Source organism: Streptomyces diversicolor (assembly GCF_057537855.1).
On the sequence record NZ_BAAJXA010000039.1, the window covers coordinates 17,240 to 37,021 of the forward strand.

The 19,782-nt window shown below is 69.4% G+C and carries 16 protein-coding genes; all 16 read left to right on the forward strand.

The window, feature by feature from the left end:
* Positions 1-287: 287 nt before the first annotated feature.
* The 16 genes from AC27LF_RS34810 (at position 288) to AC27LF_RS34885 (ending at position 19,774) form a co-directional block, all read left to right on the forward strand.
* Positions 288-1,949, forward strand: coding sequence for an ABC transporter substrate-binding protein (locus AC27LF_RS34810; protein ID WP_479663457.1), 1,662 nt, complete (start codon positions 288-290; stop codon positions 1,947-1,949).
* A gap of 36 nt (positions 1,950-1,985) precedes the next feature.
* Positions 1,986-3,035: an ABC transporter permease gene (locus tag AC27LF_RS34815; RefSeq protein WP_479663458.1), complete on the forward strand. Its 1,050-nt coding sequence runs from the start codon at positions 1,986-1,988 to the stop codon at positions 3,033-3,035.
* Complete coding sequence (locus AC27LF_RS34820; protein ID WP_479663459.1) at positions 3,032-3,934, forward strand: ABC transporter permease; 903 nt, start codon at positions 3,032-3,034, stop codon at positions 3,932-3,934. The genes AC27LF_RS34815 and AC27LF_RS34820 overlap by 4 nt, the downstream gene beginning before the upstream one ends.
* Complete coding sequence (locus AC27LF_RS34825; RefSeq protein WP_479663460.1) at positions 3,931-5,583, forward strand: dipeptide ABC transporter ATP-binding protein; 1,653 nt, start codon at positions 3,931-3,933, stop codon at positions 5,581-5,583. Before AC27LF_RS34820 ends, AC27LF_RS34825 begins: the two co-directional genes overlap by 4 nt.
* A 12-nt stretch (positions 5,584-5,595) precedes the next feature.
* On the forward strand, positions 5,596-6,798 hold the full coding sequence (locus AC27LF_RS34830) for an acyl-CoA dehydrogenase family protein (protein ID WP_479663461.1): 1,203 nt from the start codon (positions 5,596-5,598) through the stop codon (positions 6,796-6,798).
* A 9-nt stretch (positions 6,799-6,807) separates the two neighbouring features.
* Positions 6,808-8,055 (forward strand): LLM class flavin-dependent oxidoreductase, encoded by a 1,248-nt coding sequence (locus AC27LF_RS34835; protein WP_479663462.1) that lies wholly within the window; start codon positions 6,808-6,810, stop codon positions 8,053-8,055.
* A gap of 17 nt (positions 8,056-8,072) precedes the next feature.
* Positions 8,073-8,987 (forward strand): LLM class oxidoreductase, encoded by a 915-nt coding sequence (locus AC27LF_RS34840; protein WP_479663463.1) that lies wholly within the window; start codon positions 8,073-8,075, stop codon positions 8,985-8,987.
* A 73-nt stretch (positions 8,988-9,060) separates the two neighbouring features.
* A complete protein-coding gene (locus AC27LF_RS34845) occupies positions 9,061-10,218 on the forward strand; it encodes an acyl-CoA dehydrogenase family protein (protein ID WP_479663464.1) in 1,158 nt (385 codons plus the stop codon).
* 26 nt (positions 10,219-10,244) lie between these two features.
* Entirely contained in the window at positions 10,245-11,339 is a 1,095-nt protein-coding gene (locus AC27LF_RS34850; protein ID WP_479663465.1) for an LLM class flavin-dependent oxidoreductase, read from the forward strand.
* Positions 11,340-11,389: 50 nt separating this feature from the next.
* Positions 11,390-12,214 (forward strand): NADPH-dependent oxidoreductase, encoded by an 825-nt coding sequence (locus AC27LF_RS34855; protein WP_479663466.1) that lies wholly within the window; start codon positions 11,390-11,392, stop codon positions 12,212-12,214.
* A 58-nt stretch (positions 12,215-12,272) separates the two neighbouring features.
* Positions 12,273-13,628 carry an NtaA/DmoA family FMN-dependent monooxygenase gene (locus tag AC27LF_RS34860; RefSeq protein WP_479663467.1) on the forward strand — a complete coding sequence of 452 codons (1,356 nt, stop codon included), beginning with the start codon at positions 12,273-12,275 and terminating at the stop codon, positions 13,626-13,628.
* 44 nt (positions 13,629-13,672) lie between these two features.
* The gene (locus AC27LF_RS34865) at positions 13,673-14,908 is read left to right on the forward strand and encodes an acyl-CoA dehydrogenase family protein (RefSeq protein WP_479663468.1); all 1,236 of its coding nucleotides are present in this window, start codon (positions 13,673-13,675) and stop codon (positions 14,906-14,908) included.
* Between the two features lie 27 nt (positions 14,909-14,935).
* Positions 14,936-15,958 carry an aldo/keto reductase gene (locus tag AC27LF_RS34870; protein WP_479663469.1) on the forward strand — a complete coding sequence of 341 codons (1,023 nt, stop codon included), beginning with the start codon at positions 14,936-14,938 and terminating at the stop codon, positions 15,956-15,958.
* 54 nt (positions 15,959-16,012) lie between these two features.
* Positions 16,013-17,050, forward strand: a complete 1,038-nt coding sequence (locus AC27LF_RS34875; protein WP_479663470.1) for an aldo/keto reductase — start codon at positions 16,013-16,015, stop codon at positions 17,048-17,050.
* 257 nt (positions 17,051-17,307) lie between these two features.
* A complete protein-coding gene (locus tag AC27LF_RS34880) occupies positions 17,308-18,147 on the forward strand; it encodes an MFS transporter (protein WP_479663471.1) in 840 nt (279 codons plus the stop codon).
* Positions 18,148-18,649: 502 nt separating this feature from the next.
* Entirely contained in the window at positions 18,650-19,774 is a 1,125-nt protein-coding gene (locus tag AC27LF_RS34885; protein ID WP_479663472.1) for an LLM class flavin-dependent oxidoreductase, read from the forward strand.
* Positions 19,775-19,782: the final 8 nt, after the last annotated feature.

The following is a 19,782-nucleotide window of genomic DNA, read 5'->3' on the forward strand; positions in this document are numbered from 1 at the left end:
CCGTCCATTGCGTTCGCCCCGCCTCTCGGGTCGCCCGGCTCCTTGCGTGCCGGTGCATGAGCGACGATGCTTCCCTGCCGCGAACATCCCGTAACGCGCTAGCTGTTCCTGCTGCCTTGCCCGCTGCCGTTGTTCGCTCTCAGGCGCCCATCGGCAGGCACGGACTCTCCCCGTAAAGCGCGCCACCTATTCCAGCTGCCCTGCCCTGCTGTCCGTCGCCGTTGTGCGCTCTGACGCGCCCACGGGGGGCAGCTTCGCGCGGCCCAAGAAGGAAGACCGATCAGGCCATGACCACGTCCCGTCCGCGCCGCCCAGCGTTTGCGCTCGGCGCCATTGCCACCGCCTCCGCTCTGCTCCTGTCGGCGTGCGGTTCCTCGGGCAGCAGCTCAAACCCGGGTTCGGGTGGCGGTTCGCCGCAGACCGGCGGCACGCTCACGTTCTACGACCCCGTTCAGTACCAGAACTGGCAGACCACCAACTCGCTGTGGTCGGTCAGCCAGGTTACCGACAACATCGGCGAGCGCCTCATCTGGCAGGATCCCAAGACCGGCAAGCTGGTGCCGTGGCTCGCCCACTCGTGGTCGGTCAGCGCCGACCACAAGACTTACACCTTCCACCTCAAGCCGAATGTCAAGTTCACCGACGGCACCGCGCTGACCTCCCAGGTGGTCAAGGACAACTTCGACCAGCACGGCTTCGGCGACAAGAAGCTGGGCATCCCGGCCGACCCGTTCTGGAACGGCTACGCCGGCACCAAGGTCATCAGCGACACGACGTTCCAGATCAAGCTGAACACGCCGGATGCCGGCTTCCTGCAGGTGCTGTCGAACTACCGCGCCTCCACGATCCTCGCCGAGTCGTACGTCAAGCAGGACCTGGCAGGGCAGAGCAAGATCCAGAACTGGGTCGGCACCGGCCCGTTCAGGTACGCTGGCGGCGACGGTGTCAACGAGGTCATCCTCAAGCAGAACCCGCGCTATACCTCGTGGCCGACCGGCTCGGCCCACACAGGCCGGCCGTACCTGAACGAGATCCACTTCAAGTACGTCCCGGAGGAGAGCACCCGCATCGGCGCCCTGCAGTCCGGCCAGGCGCAGATCGTCCGCAACCTGTCGCCCACTGACGAACAGACCGTCAGCTCCTTCGGCGGCCGGCTGGAGTCGTTCGCCGTGCAGGGCGAGACCAACGCGCTTGCCGTCCAGGTCAAGCCCGGCCTCATCACCGATGACAAACGGGTGCGGCTCGCGCTCAACGCGGCCACCGACCGCAAGGAGATCAACCAGACCGTTCTGTCGCCGAACTACGGCATCCCGATCGGCCCGCTCGTCAAGGGCACGCCGCACGCCCCCGGCCTGTCGAGCTATCTCGCTTACGACCCCGACAAGGCCAAGCAGCTGCTGCAGAACGCCGGCTGGACGCCGAACCCGGACGGCTACCGCTACAAGAACGGTCAGCAACTGCACTTCGACATCTGGGTCGCGCCGTTCTACCAGGTCTCCCAGCAGGTGCTTGAGGTGCTGCAGTCGCAGTGGAAGAAGGTCGGCGTCAACCTGACGATCCACAGCGTCTCACTCGACCAGTACCAGTCGATCCGGGCGGCCGGCGGCACAGGCAACGAGAAGTTCTCGTTCAGCCAGGGCCAGACCTCGACGGCTGACCCGAACGTCCTTCGCGTCGACTACGACACCACACGCGCCAACGGTCTGGGCCAGGACGTGAAGAACCCGGACACGAAGCTGAACGAACTGGTGCGCAACCAGGCCGAGATCTTCGACCCGACCAAGCGCGCGGCGGCCGTCAAGGAGATCGGCGAATACCTGTACCAGCAGGGCTACAGCATCCCGCTCTACGACGAGACGCAGGTCTTCGGCCTGTCGTCCGCGGTGCACGGCTTCGGGACCGAGTCGACGGCTCGCGCCTGGCTGTACGACACCTGGCTGAGCAAGTGACGGACGGGGACCAGTGAAGGGGGCCGTTGAAGAGTGATGCGACGCTACATCCTCAAGAGACTGGCACAGGCGCTCGTCGTCCTCTGGGCGGCATACACCCTGTCCTTCATTCTCCTGAGCGTGCTGCCCGGCGATGCCATCAGAAACCGGATCAACGCTCCGGACTCCCTCATGACGCCGCAGCAAGCGCAGACGCTCCTGGAATACTACGGATCGAATCGACCGCTCATTGAGCAGTACTTCCGGGGGCTGGGTGGCCTCTGCACGGGCGACCTTGGCTACTCCATCACCAACGGCGGCACGGTCTGGAGCCTGCTGACGCTCAACCTTCCCTCGACGGCGAAGCTGACCGGCCTGGGCCTGGTCATCGGGCTCGTGTTCGCGGCGATCGTCGCACTGCTGATCAACTATGCGAGGTTCGGCTGGCTGAAGGACATCTTCAGCTTCCTGCCGGCGCTCTTCACCTCGGTGCCGATTTTCGTCATCGGCATCATCGTGCTGAATGTCTTCGCCTTCGACCTGCACTGGATCCCGCCGGTGGACAACCACACCTTCACGGCGCTGATCGCACCGGCGGCGACGGTGGGGCTGGTGGTCTCGGGGTCACTGGCCCAGGTGCTGAGCAATTCGATCCGGCTGACTCGGGGCCAGCCGTTCGTCCATGTGATGCACGCCAAGGGAGCGGGGGAGGGCTACATCTTCCGTAAGGACATCCTGCGGAACTCCGCGTTGCCAATCCTGACGCTGCTCGGCCTGACGATCGGCGAACTGCTCGCCGGCGCGGTCGTCACCGAGAGCGTCTATGCCCGCGCCGGCCTGGGACAGCTGATCGTGACGTCGGTCAACACCCAGGATCTGCCGGTCGTGCAGGGCATCGTGCTGCTGACGACGGCGATTTACGTGACCGTCAACTTCATCACCGACATTGTCTACCCCTTCATCGACCCGCGTATCGCGCTGGATGAGAAGACGACGCGCGCCACTCGCATCAGGCGGGTTGTGACGGCCGAGGAACTCGGCGGAGATCTTGTCGAGGCGGCTGAACTGTCCAACGAGCGCTCCCGAGTTGAGGTGACAAAGCCATGACCGCAATCGCCGACACCACTGACCACGTCGCCACCGAGCTCGAACAGCCGGCTCCCGGCAACGATGGTAAGTCCCGTGTGGTCAGCGGCCTGGTGTGGCTCTCCCGGCACTGGAGCCTGGTGCTGGCGGTCGCGATTGTGGCGATCATCCTGCTGTGGGCGATCGTCCCCAGCCTGTTCACCAGCCACGACCCGCTGACCATCGTGCCCACGGCGCGGTTCCTCCACCCGTCGTCCGAACACTGGTTCGGCACCGATCAGCTCGGCCGCGACGAGTACGCGCGCATCGTCTACGGCGCCCGCCCATCGCTGACCGGCTCCGCCCTGGCTGTTGCCATCGGCGTCGTCGTCGGATCCCTCATCGGCGCCGTCTCCGGGTGGTTCGGCCGGTGGGTGGACGCCCTGATCATGCGAGGGATCGACGTCGTGCTGTCGATCCCCGGTTTCCTGTTCGCGATCGTCATCGTGGTCGTGCTCGGATTCGGCGTCATCCAGGCCGCGGTCGCGGTCGGCCTGACGTCCTCGGCCACCTTCGCCCGCCTGATTCGCGGCGAGGTGCTCAAGGCCAAGGCCAGCAACTACGTCGAGGCGGCGGTGACGAGCGGCACCTCCTCGCCTGCGATCCTGCGGCGCCACGTGCTGCCGAACTCGATCGCCCCGACTGTCTCACTCATCACGCTGCAGTTCGGAGTGGCCATCATGTGGATCGCCTCGCTGAGCTTCCTCGGACTGGGCGCCCAGCCGCCGCAGCCCGAGTGGGGCCGCCTGGTCACCGACGGCCGTAACTACATCGCCACTGCCAACTGGCTCACGCTCTGGCCAGCCGTCGTGATCATCGTGGCGGTTCTGGCCACCAGCCACATCGCGCACTTCCTCAGCAAGAGGAGCAGCTTCCGATGACCCTCACCAACGAATCCGCCCCCGGCAGCGTCGATGGCACGAGCGTCGAGCCCCTGCTGGCGGTCGAGGACCTCAACGTCGCCTACAGGGTCAATCGGCGGCTCAAGCCGACCCTGCATGACGTCAGCTTCAGTATCGCCCCAGGTGAGGTGATGGCGCTCGTCGGCGAGTCGGGTTCGGGCAAGACCACCACCGGCCATGCCATCCTCGGGCTGCTGCCGGAGAACGGGCATGTCACCGGCGGCAAGATCACGTTCCGTGACCAGGTGCTGACCGGGCTGTCGCCGAAAGGCTGGCGCTCCTTGCGGGGCCGTGCCATCAGCCTGATCCCGCAGGATCCGACCGTTTCGCTTGACCCGCTGCGCCGTGTGGGCGAGCAGGTCGAGGACACACTGTCGCTGCACAGCGACATCGACGCCGCGCAGCGCCGGCAGAAGGTCCATGAGCTGTTGGAGACCGTCGGCTTCCGTGATGTCGAGTTTCGGTATCGCCAGTACCCGCACGAGCTGTCGGGCGGCATGAAGCAGCGCGTACTGATCGCCTCCGCGATCGCCGGCGAGCCCGACCTGATCATCGCCGATGAGCCGACCTCGGGCCTGGACGCCACCGTCCAGAAGCAGGTACTCGACCTCATCAGTGACCTGAGTCGCCGCAGCCGGACGGCTGTCGTTCTGGTCACCCATGACCTCGGGGTCGCCGCCGACCGTGCTGACCAGATCGGCGTCATGGAGCGCGGTCGGCTCGTGGAGGTCGGCACCCCCGACCAGATCTTCGACGCCCCGCGGCACCCGTACACCAAGCAGCTCGTCGGGGCGGTGCCGTCACGGATCACGGTGCCCGTCCGCGATGTCGCAGCGGTCGAGAAGCGCGAGCCGGTCATCACCGTCACGGACCTGCACAAGTCGTACGGCGACATCGACGCGGTTGCCGGGACGTCGTTCGAGGTACGCCATGGCGAGACGTTCTCGATCGTCGGCGAATCCGGCAGCGGCAAGTCGACGACGGCCCGCGTGCTCCTGGGACTCACGGAAGCAACCTCGGGTTCCGTGTCCGTGCTCGGCAAGGACATCACCCAGCTCGACCGGCGCGGGTACCGGCCGCTGCGCCAGGACATCCAGATCGTCTACCAGAACCCGTACTCGTCCTTCGACCCGCGATTCGACGTGTTCGATGTCGTTGAGGAGCCACTGCGCGCCTTCCAGCCCCCGCAACCGCCTTGGAAGCGAAAGAAGGCCAACCGCGACCGGATCGTGGCGGCACTTGAGGCGGCTGCGCTGCCGCCGTCATTCGCCGACCTGCACCCGGCGGAGCTTTCGGGCGGCCAGCGCCAGCGCGTCGCCATCGCCCGAGCGCTCGTGGTCGAGCCAAAGATCCTGGTGCTCGACGAGCCCATCTCGGCGCTCGACGTCTCGGTCGCGGCGCAGATCCTTCAGTTGCTGGAGAACCTCCAGAAGGGGCGCGGTCTGACCTACGTCTTCATCTCGCATGATCTGGCGGTCGTGCGGGCGATCTCGGATCACGTGGCAGTCATGCAGAACGGGCAGATCGTCGAGCAGGGGTCCGTCGACGACGTCTTCAGCCGGCCGTCGTCGCCGTACACGCAGAAGCTGCTGGCGGCGACCGCCGGCCAGAAACTCGTCCACCTCTAACGATCGAGGATCATGAACACCACTGTTGCCGCAACCTCCCTCCGGGAGGCGCGGGCCGCGTTCGACACGGTCTTCACGGAGTTTGCCGAAGGAGCAGGGGAGCGGGATCTCAGCCATGACAACCCCATCGACCTTGTCCGGGCCCTCACGGACGCCGGCTTCGGCCGACTGCGGGTGCCGGTCGAGCTCGGCGGCTTCGGCGTGGACCTCCCGACGCTGTTCGAGCTGCTTGCACAGGCAGGCGAAGCCGACTCCAATGTGCCGCAGATCTTGCGTGGTCACTTCACCACGGTCGAGATTCTGCGCCACGCCGAAGACCAGGAGACCGCAGCCCATTGGCTGCGCAAGGTGGCCGCGGGCGCCGTCTTGGGCAACGCGCAGTCAGAACTCGACGGAGCGCCCTTCGCGACCACGACGAAGGTCGAGTCCGTCGATGGGCGGCATCTCGTCTCGGGCACGAAGTTCTATTCGACGGGGTCGCTGTACGCCGACTACATCCGCGTCGCGGTCGCGGACGACGAGGGCAACCGCTGGTTCGCCGTGGTCCCCGCCCGGCACCCTGGCGTCGCCCACCTCGACGACTGGGACGGCATCGGGCAGCGTCTGACGGGCAGCGGCACGACGGTCTTCGACCGGGTGCCGGTCGCGGACCACGGCGAACTGGGCCGCTACAAGGAAGACCTGCGTTCGCTCAACTCCTTCGTGCAGCTGGTGCACCTGGCCAACTTGACGGGCATCGCCCGCAGCCTTGTGGCCGAGACCTCCGCCGTGGTGCGGGGGCGCAGCCGCACCAGTCTCCACGCCCTGTCCGACAAGGCCACGCAGGACCCCGACGTACTCGGAGTGGTGGGGCGCCTGTATGCGCACCGGTTCACCGCAGACGCCGTGCTGCGCAAGGTGTCCGAGGCATTGGAGAGCGCCGAGACCGCCGACACCCCGGAGGCCTTCGCCCAGGCCTACATCGAGACCTCGGCTGCCCAGGTCGCGCTCATCGACATCGTTCTGGAGGCAGCGAACCTGGCCTTCCACGCCGGCGGTTCCTCCACCGTACGCCAGCGGGCGCATCTGGATCGGCACTGGCGCAACGCCCGCACGCTGGCCTCGCACAACCCCGTCATCTACAAGCCGCGCGTGATCGGCGACCACGTCATCAACGGCGCCGAGCCAGTCAACGGCTATGACAGGGGCCGCGCATCGGCGGCCGCCGACAACTGAGAGGTCCGCATGGCCAACCAGCTCCACATCAACGTCAACATCCTGAACTCGGGTGTCTTCGGCGGCGCCTGGCGCCTGCCCGGCAGCGACCCGCTCGCCGCCTACTCGATCGACCACTACACATCGATCGCCAAGAAGGCCGAAGCGGCCGCACTCGACGCCGTCTTCCTGGCTGACGGCCCGGTCATCGAGCCGATCATTCGTCACCGTCCCGGCAACAACTTCGAGCCCTCGACCGTGCTGGCGCGCATCGCAGCCCAGACCGAGCGCGTCGGCCTCATCGGCACCCTGTCCTCCAGTTACAACGACCCGATCGAGCTGGCTCGCCGCATCGGTGACCTCGACCACATCAGCGGCGGTCGGGTCGGCTGGAACGTCGTGACCACGGCCGGCTCCGCCGCAGCTCGTAACTTCGGCCGTGACGAGGAGCCCGACCACGCGCTGCGCTACCGCCGGGCCGGCGACTTCACCGAGCGAGTCGTGGCCCAGTGGGCCGGGCGCGAGGAGTTCGCCTCGCCGCAGGGCCGTCCTGTGGTGGTGCAGGCCGGCGGCTCAAGCGACGGCAAGCGGCTCGCCTCCCGGGTCGGCGAGGTCGTCTTCTCCGCTTCCCAGGACATCGACGACGCCAAGGTCTTCCGCGACGAGATCCGCGCCGGGACCATTCAGTTCGGGCGCCGTCCGGAGGACATCGTGATTCTGCCGGGCCTTTCCACGGTCGTAGGCAGCACGGAGGAGGAGGCACGCAAGCGCCGGGAGCTGCTCGACGACCTGCTGCCGCTGGCGTACGGCCGTACCCGGCTCGCGGCTCAGCTCGGCTTCTCGCTCGATGACCTCGACCTCGACCAGCCGATTCCGCAGGAGCTGTTGACCGACCCGGACGAGGCCGGCGGCTCGCAGAGTTTCTACAAGATCGTGCGCGCGATCATCGAGAAGGAGCAGCCGACGCTGCGCCGACTGCTTCGCCGGCTCTCCGGCAGCAACGGCCACCGCATCGTCGTCGGCACACCTGAGCAGATCGCCGACGACATCGAGCACTGGTTCCGTTACGGCGCCGCCGACGGCTTCAACGTCATGCCCGACGTCCTGCCGTCCGGCTTCGACCACTTCGTCGACGGTGTGATCCCCGAACTCCAGAGCCGCGGCTTGTTCCGCAAGGAATACGAGGCGGACACGCTGCGCGGTCACCTCGGCTTCACGATCCCGCCGGCCCCCATTGCGTTCGACGTGTCCGAGCAGACGCTCGATACCGCACGCTGAGCAGGAGAGAACACCTGATGAGCATCGTCATCGTCGACCTCGTGGTCGGCACCACCATCTCGCCCTCCGACGCCGCCGACATCACAAAGGCCGCCACGGACGCCGGGGCCACAGCGATCCGCGTTCTCGACGGCGCGCCGGGCCAGACCCTGGACGCCTCGGTCATCGCCTCGTACCTGGCCGGTACGGATGCCGCTCCGCAGTCGAATCTCGGCTGGATCCTGGAGGCTTCGACGAGCCACAACGCGCCGACGAACCTCGCCCGCCGCTCGAACTCGTTCGACCGGGCCACCGGTGGGCGTGCGGCGCTCGCCCTGCGCGCCGGCGACGGGGACGAGGTCAGCGACCCGGTCGCCCAGAAGCCGGGCAGCGACCGGTCGGCTCGCTGGGACGAGTACGCCCAGATCCTCAAGGGCCTGTGGACGTCCTTCCCGCCCGCGGCGCTCGTCGGCGACCAGGACGGCGAGGTCTTCGCCGAGCAGACCCTCATCAAGCCGCTCGACTTCGAGGGTGACTACTACCGGGTGGCCGGGCCGCTGGACGGCCCCGCCTCGCCCCAGGGCGGTCCGCTGCTCGTCGCCGACGATGTGGACATCCTCGGCTGGGACGTCATCGCCCGCAACGCCGACGTCGTTGTCGTCGACCGGAAGTCGGTGCCGACGGCGGATGCCGATCTGTCCGCCGCCCTGGCGCGAGCGGGCCGGCGGCGCCGGAGCGCCGCGCTCATCGTCCGCGTCGACGTGACCGAGCCGGAGACGGCGGCGGCCACGGTGCCGGCCCTCGTGGCCGAGCACGGGCTGGACGGCGTCGAGCTCGTGGCCGCAGGCGGCAAGGACGAGGTGCTGGCCCTGATCGCGGACGTCCTGCCGGCCCTCGCCCCGAGCACCGACGCGACACTGCGCAGCGCCTTCTCGCTGACGCCGTCTGCCTGAGGCGTCGCAGCGCACGCGGCTGACCCCCACGCGTCCCATGAGGACCCACGTCACAGTTCTGGAGGTGCGGCTGATGCCGGCCCAAGCAGCCGTTGGGGAGACAAACACCCCAGCCACGACCGCCCCAACCACGACCGCCGCCGCAGCGGTCGACGCCGCCGACGAGCGACCACTGGTAGCCCGCACGAAGAAGTACGCCCTGGAGAAGCTGGCACCCGCGGCGCTTCGGACCGACCGCGAGCACGTCTCACGGGAAACGATCGAAGACCTCCGCGGCCTGGGTCTGCTCAACCACCTGGCGCCCCCGGAGTTCGGCGGCGCCGGCCTGGACCGCTACGCCGACCGCCGGCTGCACGAGTTGCTCGCCTACGCCGACCTCAATGTGTGGCTGATCTGGGCCCAGCACGCCCCGACCGTCGCGCGCGTCGCCGGCACGCTGAACTCCGCGGCGGGCGCATCCCACCCCCTGGCCGAGCCGGTGCTGCGCGGTGAGTTGCTGATCGGTGCGGCACTGAGCGACGTGCGCCGCTACCCGACCGGCAATCTGACCGCGCGGCGCTCCCGCGACGGATGGACGGTGAGCGGCACGGTCTCGTGGTTCAGCGGCTGGGGCCTCAACGAGGCCGCTGTCCTCGCCGCGGTCGACCCTGAGTCCGAGCAGGTCATCCTGGCCCTCGTCCCGATCGACGAGCACTACCGCGCGACGCCGCTGGCACTCCAGGCACTGTCCGGCAGTCGCACCGAGCGCGTCCGCATCCTCGACGCGGTCGTCCCGGACGCCTACGTGCTTACCGTAAAGCCCCTGGCCGAATGGCAGCACAGTGACGTCTCCACCGCCGGCAACGCCGGCTCTCAGTTCTTCGGGCTGGGCAGGCGCATCCTCGATGAGATCGCCGGCGAACCGCACGGTACCGGCGTCGCCGAGGCCTGGCTCCCGTATCTGCGGGGCCTGCGGGCCCGAGCGTATGGGCTGGCGGACGCGGTGCTCGATGGCGGTGACCCCGATGCCTCGCTCGCGGAACGGCTCTCCCTCAAGATCCGCGCCGGTGAGGCCCTGACAACGCTCAGCCGCGCCCTCATGGTGGCTCGCGCCGGCCGGGGCTTGCCCGCGGACAACACCGCACAGCTGCATGCCCGCTCCGCTCTGTTCCTTCAGGTGCAGGGACAGACCAGGGCAGTGCGCACCGCGCAGCTCGACGCGATCACCGACAGTGTTCCCCGGCTTCCCTGAGACGCCACCCGAGACAGGACACCGACATGAGCTACCTGTGGTACATACCCAACCAGATCGAGCCCGGCCACCGCGGCGACGACACCAGCGGCGACCAAGGCTGGGGCACCCTCGGCTACTCCGCCGACCTGGCCCGCACCGCCGAGGACCACGGCTGGGAGGGCGCGCTGCTGGGCACCGGCTGGGGCCGCCCCGACACCTTCACGCTGGGCGCCTCGCTGGCCGCCCGGACCACGACCTTCAAGCCGCTGATCGCCGTGCGGCCCGGCTATTGGCAGCCTGCGCACTTCGCGAGCTCTGCCGCCACCCTCGACCACCTGAGCGGCGGCCGGGTGCTGGTCAACATCGTCAGCGGCCTGGACAACCTCGCGGCCTACGGCGACTACACCACCGACCCGGCCAACCGCTACGAGCGCACCCGCGAGTTCGTCCAGCTGGTCCGGCGCCTGTGGACGGAGGAGAACGTCACCTACAAGGGCGAGCACTTCGCCGTCGAGAACTCCACCGTGCTGCCGCGCCCCGACGGCTATCCCGACCGGCACCCCACCCTCTACTTCGGCGGCGCGTCCGAGCCCGCCGAGCGCGTGTCGGCCGCCGAGGCGGACGTGCAGTTGTTCTGGGGCGAGCCGCTGGAGGGCCTGGCCGAACGCATCGAGCGGCTGAAGAAGCTGGAGGGCGAGGTAGAGCGCAGGCACAAGCCGCTGGAGTTCGGCCTGCGCATCACCACACTCGTCCGTGACACGTCCGAGGAGGCGTGGCGCGACGCCGAGGCCAAGGTCGAGGAGATGGCGAGGAAGACCGGGAAGGGTGAGACCGGACCCGGCTGGGCCGCCGTCGGCAACCGGAGGACCGCGGTGGGCCAGCGGCGTCTGTTCGAACTCGCCGAACGTGGCGAGGTGCTCGACACCTGCCTCTACACCACGCCCGGCACGGTGGGCGGCGGCGGAGCGGGCACCACCTGGCTGGTCGGTTCGGCCGACGAGGTCGCGCAGGCGCTGCAGCGCTACCGGGAGCTCGGCATCTCGCACTTCGTCCTGTCGGACACGCCCTACAAGCGGGAGATCAGCCGCGTCGGCGACGAGCTGCTGCCCAAGCTCCGAGCGCTCGACGGCACCCGCTGAGCGCCACGACGTCACCCGTTCCCGTTTCCCCCTGAAAAGAGCCCGCGCAGATGAGCCTCACCGACACCTCAACGATCAACCCGGCTGGTATCCGCTACGGCGACCCGGACTTCGTCCTCGGAGCGACCTCACCGGTCATCGAGCACCAGCTGCGTCACCGCTCGGTGCGCGCGTTCCTGCCGACGCCCGTCACCGAAGAGCAACTGCGGGCCGTCGTCGCCGCGGCGTCCTCGGCGTCGACGTCCTCGAACCTGCAGGCATGGAGCGTCATCGCGGTGACAGACCCGGAGCGCAAGCGGCGGCTGTCGGACCTGGCGGCGCGACAGGAGTTCATCGTCGAGGCGCCACTGTTCCTGGTCTGGGTGGCCGACCTCGACCGCAGCCACCGCCTGGCGGAGCGTGACAGCAAGCCGCTCGGTGCCACGATCTACCTGGAGGCCACGCTGCTCGGCGTCATCGACACCGCGCTGGCCGCCCAGAACGCGGTCGTGGCGTTGGAGTCACTCGGCCTGGGATCGGTCTTCGTGGGCGCGGTCCGTGACCACCCCGAGGAGTTCGCCGAGGAACTGGGCCTGCCGCCGCACAGCGTGGCCGTCTTCGGGCTCGCGGTCGGGCACCCCGACCCCACCGAGGACGCCGACGTCAAGCCCCGCCTCCCGCAGACCGCCGTCCTGCACCGCGAGACCTACGACGCCGTCAGGGCCGACGCCGACCTGCCGGCGTACGACGAGCGCCTGGCCGCCTACAACCGCGCCCACGGGCTCACCGGCGCGTGGACGGAACGCGTCCTGGCCCGGCTCGCCGGCGCTGCCAGTCTGGGCGGTCGCGACAGGCTCCGCGACCTCCTCGAACGCCGCTACCTGCCCTCCCGCTGACCACCGTCCCGGGCCGCCCGGTTCACCCGTTCCGCCGCCCAACCATCCGGAGCCTTCCATGAGCAGCGACCAGTTCCACCTCAACTTCTCCCTGATGTCGCCCGGCCACTACCGCGCCGCCTGGCGGCTGGCCGAAGCCGACCCGCACGCCTACCTCGATGCCGGCCACTACGTGCGCCTGGCAAAGATCGCCGAAGAGGCCGGCATCGACGCCGTGTTCCAGGGCGACAGTCCCGCGCTCGGGCCCGAGATCGCGACCGGGACCTCGGGCGGCCTCGACGGATTCACCCTGCTGGCCGTGATCGCCGGCGCCACCGAACGGATCGGTCTGCTGCCGACCGTATCGACGACCTACAGCACGCCCTACAGCCTGGCCCGGCGCCTCCAGAGCCTCGACCACCTCAGCAAGGGCCGTGCCGCACTCAACGTGGTGACCACGGGCAACCCAGCGGCCGCCGCGAACTTCGGGACGGCCGCCCACCCCGACCGCGACGCCCGTTACCGCCGGGCGCACGAGTTCCTGGAGGTCATCACGCGGCTGTGGGAGGCGTGGGAGCCCGGCGCGATCGTCGCCGACAAGTCCACCGGGCAGTTCGGCGACCCGAGCCGCATCCACGCCATCGACCACCACGGCGAGTTCTTCGACGTCGCCGGCCCCCTGCCGGTGCCCACCTCGCCGCAGGTGCGCCCCGTCATCTCCCAGGCGGGCGAGACGCCGGCCGGCCTCGAACTGGCCGCCCAGTACGCCGACGTCGTGTTCGCCGCCGGCCACACCGTGGCCAAGGCCAAGGCCTCGCGTGATGACATCCGCGCACGCGCGCGGGCACACGGCCGGGACGCCGACAGCATCAAGTACTCGCTCGGCCTCATCGTGCTGGTCGGCACCGACGAGGAGGACGCCAAGCGCCGCCACGACGAACTCAACGCCACGCTGCCCCCGGTGGAGTACCTGGTGTCGGTGGTCCTGTCGTCGCTCGGCCTGCAGGCCGACGCCTTCGGGCCCGACGACGTCATCCGGCTGGAGGACGTGCCGGCCGAGCCGAACCTCAAGGCCTTCTCGATCGGCCTGTACAACAACACCCGTGCCGTACTCGCCGAGGGCCCGCGCACGCTGCGCGAGCTGGTGGCCCACACCGCCGGCATCGGCACCCACCGGCTGGTCGTCGGTTCGCCGGAGCACATCGCCGACGACCTGGAGTCGTGGTGGCGCCGAGGAGCCGCCGACGGCTTCACGGTGATGTTCGCCGACACACGCGTCGACCTCGAACGCTTCGCCACCCGGGTGGTGCCGATCCTCAAGGAGCGTGGCCTGTTCCACCGGGAGTACCCGGAGGGCACGCTGCGCGACCGGCTGGGCCTGCCAGTGCCGGGACTCCAGCCGGCCGGCCAGCGGCCCGCCGCGAGTCCGGCCTGATGACGACCGCGATCAACGACTTGAATACCACTCGGAAGGCCCTCATGACTCTGGATGTCGCAGACGCCGTGCCGGGGAGTCCGTCGGCTCCCGCCGAGCCGCTGACCGTCGCCCGGATCCGTACCGCGATCGCGCCGATCCTCGCGCGGCTGGCCGCTTCCGCCGCGGAACGCGAGGCAACGCGCGACCACCCCTTCGACGACGTGCGTGCCCTGGCCCGTGCGGGCGTCGCCCTGGCTGTGGTGCCGCACGAGGAGGGCGGCGCGGGAGGCTCCCTGCGGGAGGCCGTGGAGGTCGTCATCGAGATCGCGCGTGCCGACTCGAACGTCGCCCAGGCGCTGCGCTCCACCTTCATGACCGCGTGGGCCGTGACGTCCCGGCCGGACACCCCGCACCGCGACGAGACGCTGAGTCGGCTCCGGCGCGGGCACATCCTGGCCGGCACCTCGAACGAGCGGAGCGGAGGCGCCAGTGGGTCGGTGAACACCACCGCCGTGCACAACGGCAATCAATGGGTGCTGAACGGCGAGAAGTACTACTCCACCGGCGGGCTGTACGCCGACTGGTTCGGTGGGACGGCGAAGACTCCGGAGGGTACGCTCCTGCGGTTCACGGTGCCCGTCGACCGCGAGGGCGTCGAGCGCCTCGACGACTTCGACGCGGTCGGTCAGCGGCTCACCGCCAGCGGCACCACCCGCCTGACCGACGTCCTGGCCGGCGACGACGAGGCGGTCCTGGCCGCCGCGGACTCACCGGTCGCGGACAACCCGTGGCAGGGCAGCTATCCCCAGCTGCACCTCGCGGCGATCGAGGCGGGCATCGCCGCCCGGGTCCTCGACGACGCGCTGTGGTGGGTGCGGGAGAAGGCCCGGCCCATCAAGCACAGTTCGGCCGACAAGAGCGTCGACGACCCCTACATCCGGCGCCGCGTCGGGGAGATATCGGCGTACGCCCGCGCGGCGCGCTCAGCCGTCCTGCTCGCCGCGGAGGAACTCGACTCGGTGCGCGGCCTGCACGGCGAGGAAGCGCACCGCGGCGGTGCCCGCGCCGCGGTCGCCGTCGCGGAGGCCTCGGTCATCGCCATCGACGCGGCCCTCTCGGCCGCGCCGCTGCTCTTCGATGTAGGCGGCGGCACCCTCACCAACCGCGAGTGGGGCTACGACCGCCACTGGCGGAATGCCCGCGTCATCGCCAACCACAACCCCCGTGACTGGAAGCTCGCCGTCGCCGGGGCCTTCCGGCTCGGCGTCGCCGAGCCCCCGACCACCGGCCTCTTCTGACCGTCCCCGAGAGGAATCACCACACCCATGACCATCGGCTTGACCCGTTACCTCGGCCGGACCGGCGTCCGCGTCTCACCGCTCGCCCTCGGCACCATGAACTTCGGCCGCTGGACTCAGGAGAAGGAGAGCCTGGAGATCATCGGGGCCGCGCTCGACGCGGGGATCAACGTCGTCGACACCGCTGACGTCTACGGCGACGGCGCCAGCGAGGAGATCGTCGGCAAGGCCATCAAGCACCGCCGCGACGACCTCTTCCTGGCCACCAAGTTCCACGGCCAGGTCGGCGACAACCCCCAGCACGCCGGCAACAGCCGCCGGTGGATCGTCAAGGCCGTCGAGAACAGCCTGCGCCGCCTCGGCACCGACCACATCGACCTCTACCAGGCACACCGGCCCGACGAGCACACTGATCTGCTGGAGACCATCCGAACGCTCGACGACCTGATCCGGCAAGGCAAGATCCGCTACTACGGCACCTCGGTCTTCCCGGCTCACCAGAAGGTCGAAGCGCACTGGCTGGCCGAGAAGCACGGCCTCATCGCCCCGCACACCGAACAGGCGCCGTACTCCCTGCTCGTCCGCGGGGTCGAGCGCGAAGTCTTCCCGACGGTCCGGAAGTACGGCGAGGGTGTCCTCTCCTATGGCCCGCTGGCCGCCGGCTGGCTGTCGGGCAAGTACCGCATCGGCGGCGAGCAGCCTCAGTCGGCCCGTGCCGAGCTGATCGCGGGCCGCTTCGACATCTCACTCAAGCGCAACCAGCGCAAGCTCGCCGCCGCCGACGCGCTCGCCACGCTGGCCGAGGACAACGGCCTGACGCTGACCGAGCTGGCGGTCGCCTTCGCACTCAACCACCCGGCGGTCAGCAGCGTGATCATCGGGCCCCGCACCCAGGCCCACCTGGAGACCTACCTGAAGGCCGCCACGGTCGAGTTGAGCCCCGAGATCCTGGACGCCATCGACGAGATCGTCGACCCCGGCACCCAGTTCCTGGAGCGCGACACCGGCCGCGACACCCCCTCGCTGCAGCCGGCCGTGCTGCGCCGCTGACTTCCCGCCCACCCCTTCACGCAAGCCCCGACGAATCCGACAAGAGAGCACCTGATGAGCGAGCAGTACCCGAACTACGAGGACGTCTTCAAGGCGGCCGACAACCGTTACGACTCCCTGCCCTACCGCCGCACCGGGCAATCCGGGCTCGACCTTCCCGCCCTCTCCCTGGGCCTGTGGCAGAAGTTCGGCGCCGATTACGCCTACGACACCCAGCGCGACATCATCCTGCACGCGTTCGACCTGGGCATCACCCACATCGACAACGCCAACCGCTACGGCCCGCCGCACCGCGCCGCCGAGCAGACCTTCGGCCGGGTGCTGCGCCGGGAGCTGGCGCCCTACCGCCATGAGCTGATCCTGTCCAGCAAGGCCGGCGGCGTCTTCGGGCCCAACCCGAACCTCCGAGGCGGCAGCCGCAAGGCGCTGCTGACCTCGCTGGAGCTGAGCCTGCGCGACCTCGGCACCGACTACATCGACATCTTCTACCACCACACCCCAGACGAGACGACGCCGCTGGAGGAGACCGCGAGCGCGCTCGCCACGGCCGTCAGGTCGGGCAAGGCCCTGTACGTCGGCATCTCCAACTACCAGCCCGACCGCGCCGAGGCCATCGCCCGGCTGCTCAGGGCCGAGGGCGTGCCGCTGCTCATCCACCAGCCGCGCTACTCCCTCTACGACCGCAGCATCGACCGGAACGGCCTCGCCGACCTGGCTGTCAAGGAGGGCTTCGGTCTCATCGTCTACTCGCCGCTGGCCCAGGGACTGCTCACCAACAAGTACCTGGAGACCATCCCGGACGGTGCCCGCGCCCAGAACAGTGACTTCCTCAAGCCCGACCAGATCGACGAGACCTACCGGCACCGCACGGCGCAGCTGAACAAGCTCGCCGAGGACCGCAGCCAGTCGCTGGCCCAGCTCGCCCTGCAGTGGGTGCTGCGCAACCCCGCCGTGACCTCGGCGCTGATCGGCGCCAGCTCCAAGGAGCAGCTCGACCACAACCTGGGGGCGCTGAACGGCCCGGAGCTCACCGACGACGAGCTCGCCGTCATCGACGAGTACGGCGTGCACGGAACGGTCCGGCGCGGCTGACACCGCCGGGGCGGCTCAGAACGTCCGCACGGGGCGGCCCGGGGCGACTCGGCCCCGGGCTCCCACAGATCCGCACGTGACGGTCCGCCGTCGTACGGTTGATGCCAAGGAAGGAACTGCTCAGATGCTGATGCCCAGATGACCGTGCGCACGGCCCCTGAGGCCCAGCGGCACGCTCTCCGTCCCGGCACGTCGGAAGGCCAGTGGCTGGTGGTCATCTTCGCGATCACCCAGACCCTGGGCTACGGATGTCTGGCGTGTCGACGTACGATGCGGCGTTCGCTGTCGTGGTGGTCGCCACCCCGAAGGGCCGCCGCGACGGTGCCATCGTGACCATCACCATGATCACGGGCTTCCTGACGAGCTTCTTCTACCCGCTCATCGGGTGGCTGCAGGGCGGGCTCGGGTGGCGCACCACACTCCAGGTGCTGGCGATCGCCATGACGCTCATCGTCATCCCCGCGCACCTGTGGGCCGTACCGGGGCGTGCCACCCACCACAGCCGGATCACCAAACGCACCGGGTTCCAACTGGGCGACGCGATCAGGACAGCGCGATTCTGGCTGCTGCTGGTCTCATTCGTCGCTCAGGCCGGCACCACGTCCGGCTTCCTGGTCATGATGGTGACCTACTTCCAGAACGTCGGCTTCAGCGCGCACACGGCTTCGACACTGCCGCTCGCCGTCGGTGTCCTGCAGCTCACCTCGCGCCTGGCACTGGCACCGCTGTCGGCGCGATTCGGCATGCTGCCCGTGACGATGTTCTCCTTCGCCGCGCAGGCACTCGGGTTGCTCCTGCTGCCATCTGCCGGCGCGTCCATCCTGCCCACGGTGCTGTGCATCATGGCCTTCGGACTCGGCTACGGGATCAGCGTGGTCGCCCGGCCGTCGGTCGTGGCCGGCACCTTCGGGGTCACGCGGTTCGCGAGCATCATGGCCGTCACCGCGGTGCCCATGGCATTCGCTCGTGCGGGCATGCCGCTGGTCGCCGCGTGGCTGGAGAACTGGCGGTTCCTGATCCTGCTGGGCTCGGTCACGGCTGTCGCGGCCGTTGCCCTGGTGCCGCTCGCGCACCATCAGCACCGAGCGGACAGGTGATCCGCATGAGGCCGCCGAACGCGTTCTCCCGGCCCAACACCCCAGTCAGGGACGGGTGTTCGGGGTTCAAGACACTGCTTGACAAGGAATACCGGTCCGCCACAGACTCAGTCCCCATGAGCCTCCTGGACCCTTTGCTGACCAGCGAGCGCTGTGTCGACCTGCTCAGGGTTTCCAGCGCGCGGTGTTGACGACCCGCGTGGCGTGATCCACACCCTGGACGACCGTCTTCGATCGTCCGCCCCGTCTTGAGTACCGGCGCGGCCCTGGTCCCAGCGGACCGGTCGGCGGTACTTCTCCCCTGACGACAGCGTCGAAGCGGACGGTGGGCTGACCACCGGCCTCCGCGGACGCACCTGTTGTGATCCGTTCTGCCGCGATCCGGCGGAAGGCCCACACCACCCCACATCTCACCGCGCCCAGGGGCGACACCGGCCGCGGGCGCGTCGACGCGCCGCACCCCCATGGCCGGCGGCGGTCGCCGACTTCCCGAAGGAGCACCATGAGCAAGGCGTCCATGACGTCCCCGACCGAGGCATCGACCAGTATGGCGACCACGGGGCCGGTGCCCGTGACCGAGACGGCGGGTGCGGTGGGAGCCGGAGCGGCGGACGGCCGGCCCTTCCGGCTCGGCTTCCTGCTCCACCTCGACTCGGACCTCACCCCTGCCGCGGCGTACCGCCAGGCCATCGACCTGTTCGTGGCCGCCGAACGACTCGGGTACGACTCGGGCTGGGTCATCCACCGCCACTTCCGCCAGGGGAACGAGCATGTCTCCGCCCCGCTCGTGCTGCTGGCCGCGATCGCCGAGCACACCACCCGGATCCGGCTCGGCACCGGTGTGCTCGTCCTGCCGCTCGCGGACCCTTTGACCGTCGCCGAGGACGCGGCCCTGCTCGACGAGCTCAGCGGTGGGCGGCTCGAACTCGGTGTCGGCTCAGGTCCGTTCCCGACCGCCTGGGAGGCATTCGGCCGCAGCATCGAGGACCGGTACGGGCTCTTCGACGAGAGCGTGGCGAGACTGCACGGGATCCTCGAAGGACGACCGGTCAACAGCGCCGGGGAGGTGCTTCACCCACCGGGTGCCGGTGTGCGGCGGCGGCTGTGGCAGGCGACCACAGGTGAGCCGACGCGGGCCGTCGACGCGGCCGTTGCCGCCGCGAAGGCCGGCGACGGGCTGCAGCTCTCCCGGGCCGGCGACTGGCCCGGCCGGCAGACCGCCCGGCGGCAGGCCGACATCGTCGCCGCGTACCGCGAGGCCGCGGCCGGGGCGGGCCACGAGCCGCGGGTCCAGATCTCACGCGCGGTTTATCCCCATCCCGACCGGGCCAGTGCGATCCGCGCCGTCACACCCGGTGTGCGCCGGTGGCAGTCATGGGCTGCCCAACGCCGTGAGGCCGCCGAGCTCGGCGTGCAGGAGTACCTGGAGCGCGACCGGTCCCTGCTAGGGCCGTCCGAGGCCGTCGCCGAGTCCCTCGCCGCCGACCCGTCCCTCGCCCACGTCACCGATCTGCTCGTCAGTTTCGTCCCTGGTGTCCCCGAGTACGACGAGCACCTACGCCTGCTCGCCACCACCGCCCAGGAGGTCGCGCCGCTGCTCGGCTGGCGTCCCCTCCAGGGCTCGTGAGCCAACGC

Coding starts and splice junctions, on each gene's coding strand:
- AC27LF_RS34810 (WP_479663457.1), top strand. CDS start 288: ATGACCACGTCCCGTCCGCGCCGCCCAGCGTTTGCGCTCGGCGCCATT.
- AC27LF_RS34815 (WP_479663458.1), top strand. CDS start 1,986: ATGCGACGCTACATCCTCAAGAGACTGGCACAGGCGCTCGTCGTCCTC.
- AC27LF_RS34820 (WP_479663459.1), top strand. CDS start 3,032: ATGACCGCAATCGCCGACACCACTGACCACGTCGCCACCGAGCTCGAA.
- AC27LF_RS34825 (WP_479663460.1), top strand. CDS start 3,931: ATGACCCTCACCAACGAATCCGCCCCCGGCAGCGTCGATGGCACGAGC.
- AC27LF_RS34830 (WP_479663461.1), top strand. CDS start 5,596: ATGAACACCACTGTTGCCGCAACCTCCCTCCGGGAGGCGCGGGCCGCG.
- AC27LF_RS34835 (WP_479663462.1), top strand. CDS start 6,808: ATGGCCAACCAGCTCCACATCAACGTCAACATCCTGAACTCGGGTGTC.
- AC27LF_RS34840 (WP_479663463.1), top strand. CDS start 8,073: ATGAGCATCGTCATCGTCGACCTCGTGGTCGGCACCACCATCTCGCCC.
- AC27LF_RS34845 (WP_479663464.1), top strand. CDS start 9,061: ATGCCGGCCCAAGCAGCCGTTGGGGAGACAAACACCCCAGCCACGACC.
- AC27LF_RS34850 (WP_479663465.1), top strand. CDS start 10,245: ATGAGCTACCTGTGGTACATACCCAACCAGATCGAGCCCGGCCACCGC.
- AC27LF_RS34855 (WP_479663466.1), top strand. CDS start 11,390: ATGAGCCTCACCGACACCTCAACGATCAACCCGGCTGGTATCCGCTAC.
- AC27LF_RS34860 (WP_479663467.1), top strand. CDS start 12,273: ATGAGCAGCGACCAGTTCCACCTCAACTTCTCCCTGATGTCGCCCGGC.
- AC27LF_RS34865 (WP_479663468.1), top strand. CDS start 13,673: ATGACTCTGGATGTCGCAGACGCCGTGCCGGGGAGTCCGTCGGCTCCC.
- AC27LF_RS34870 (WP_479663469.1), top strand. CDS start 14,936: ATGACCATCGGCTTGACCCGTTACCTCGGCCGGACCGGCGTCCGCGTC.
- AC27LF_RS34875 (WP_479663470.1), top strand. CDS start 16,013: ATGAGCGAGCAGTACCCGAACTACGAGGACGTCTTCAAGGCGGCCGAC.
- AC27LF_RS34885 (WP_479663472.1), top strand. CDS start 18,650: ATGAGCAAGGCGTCCATGACGTCCCCGACCGAGGCATCGACCAGTATG.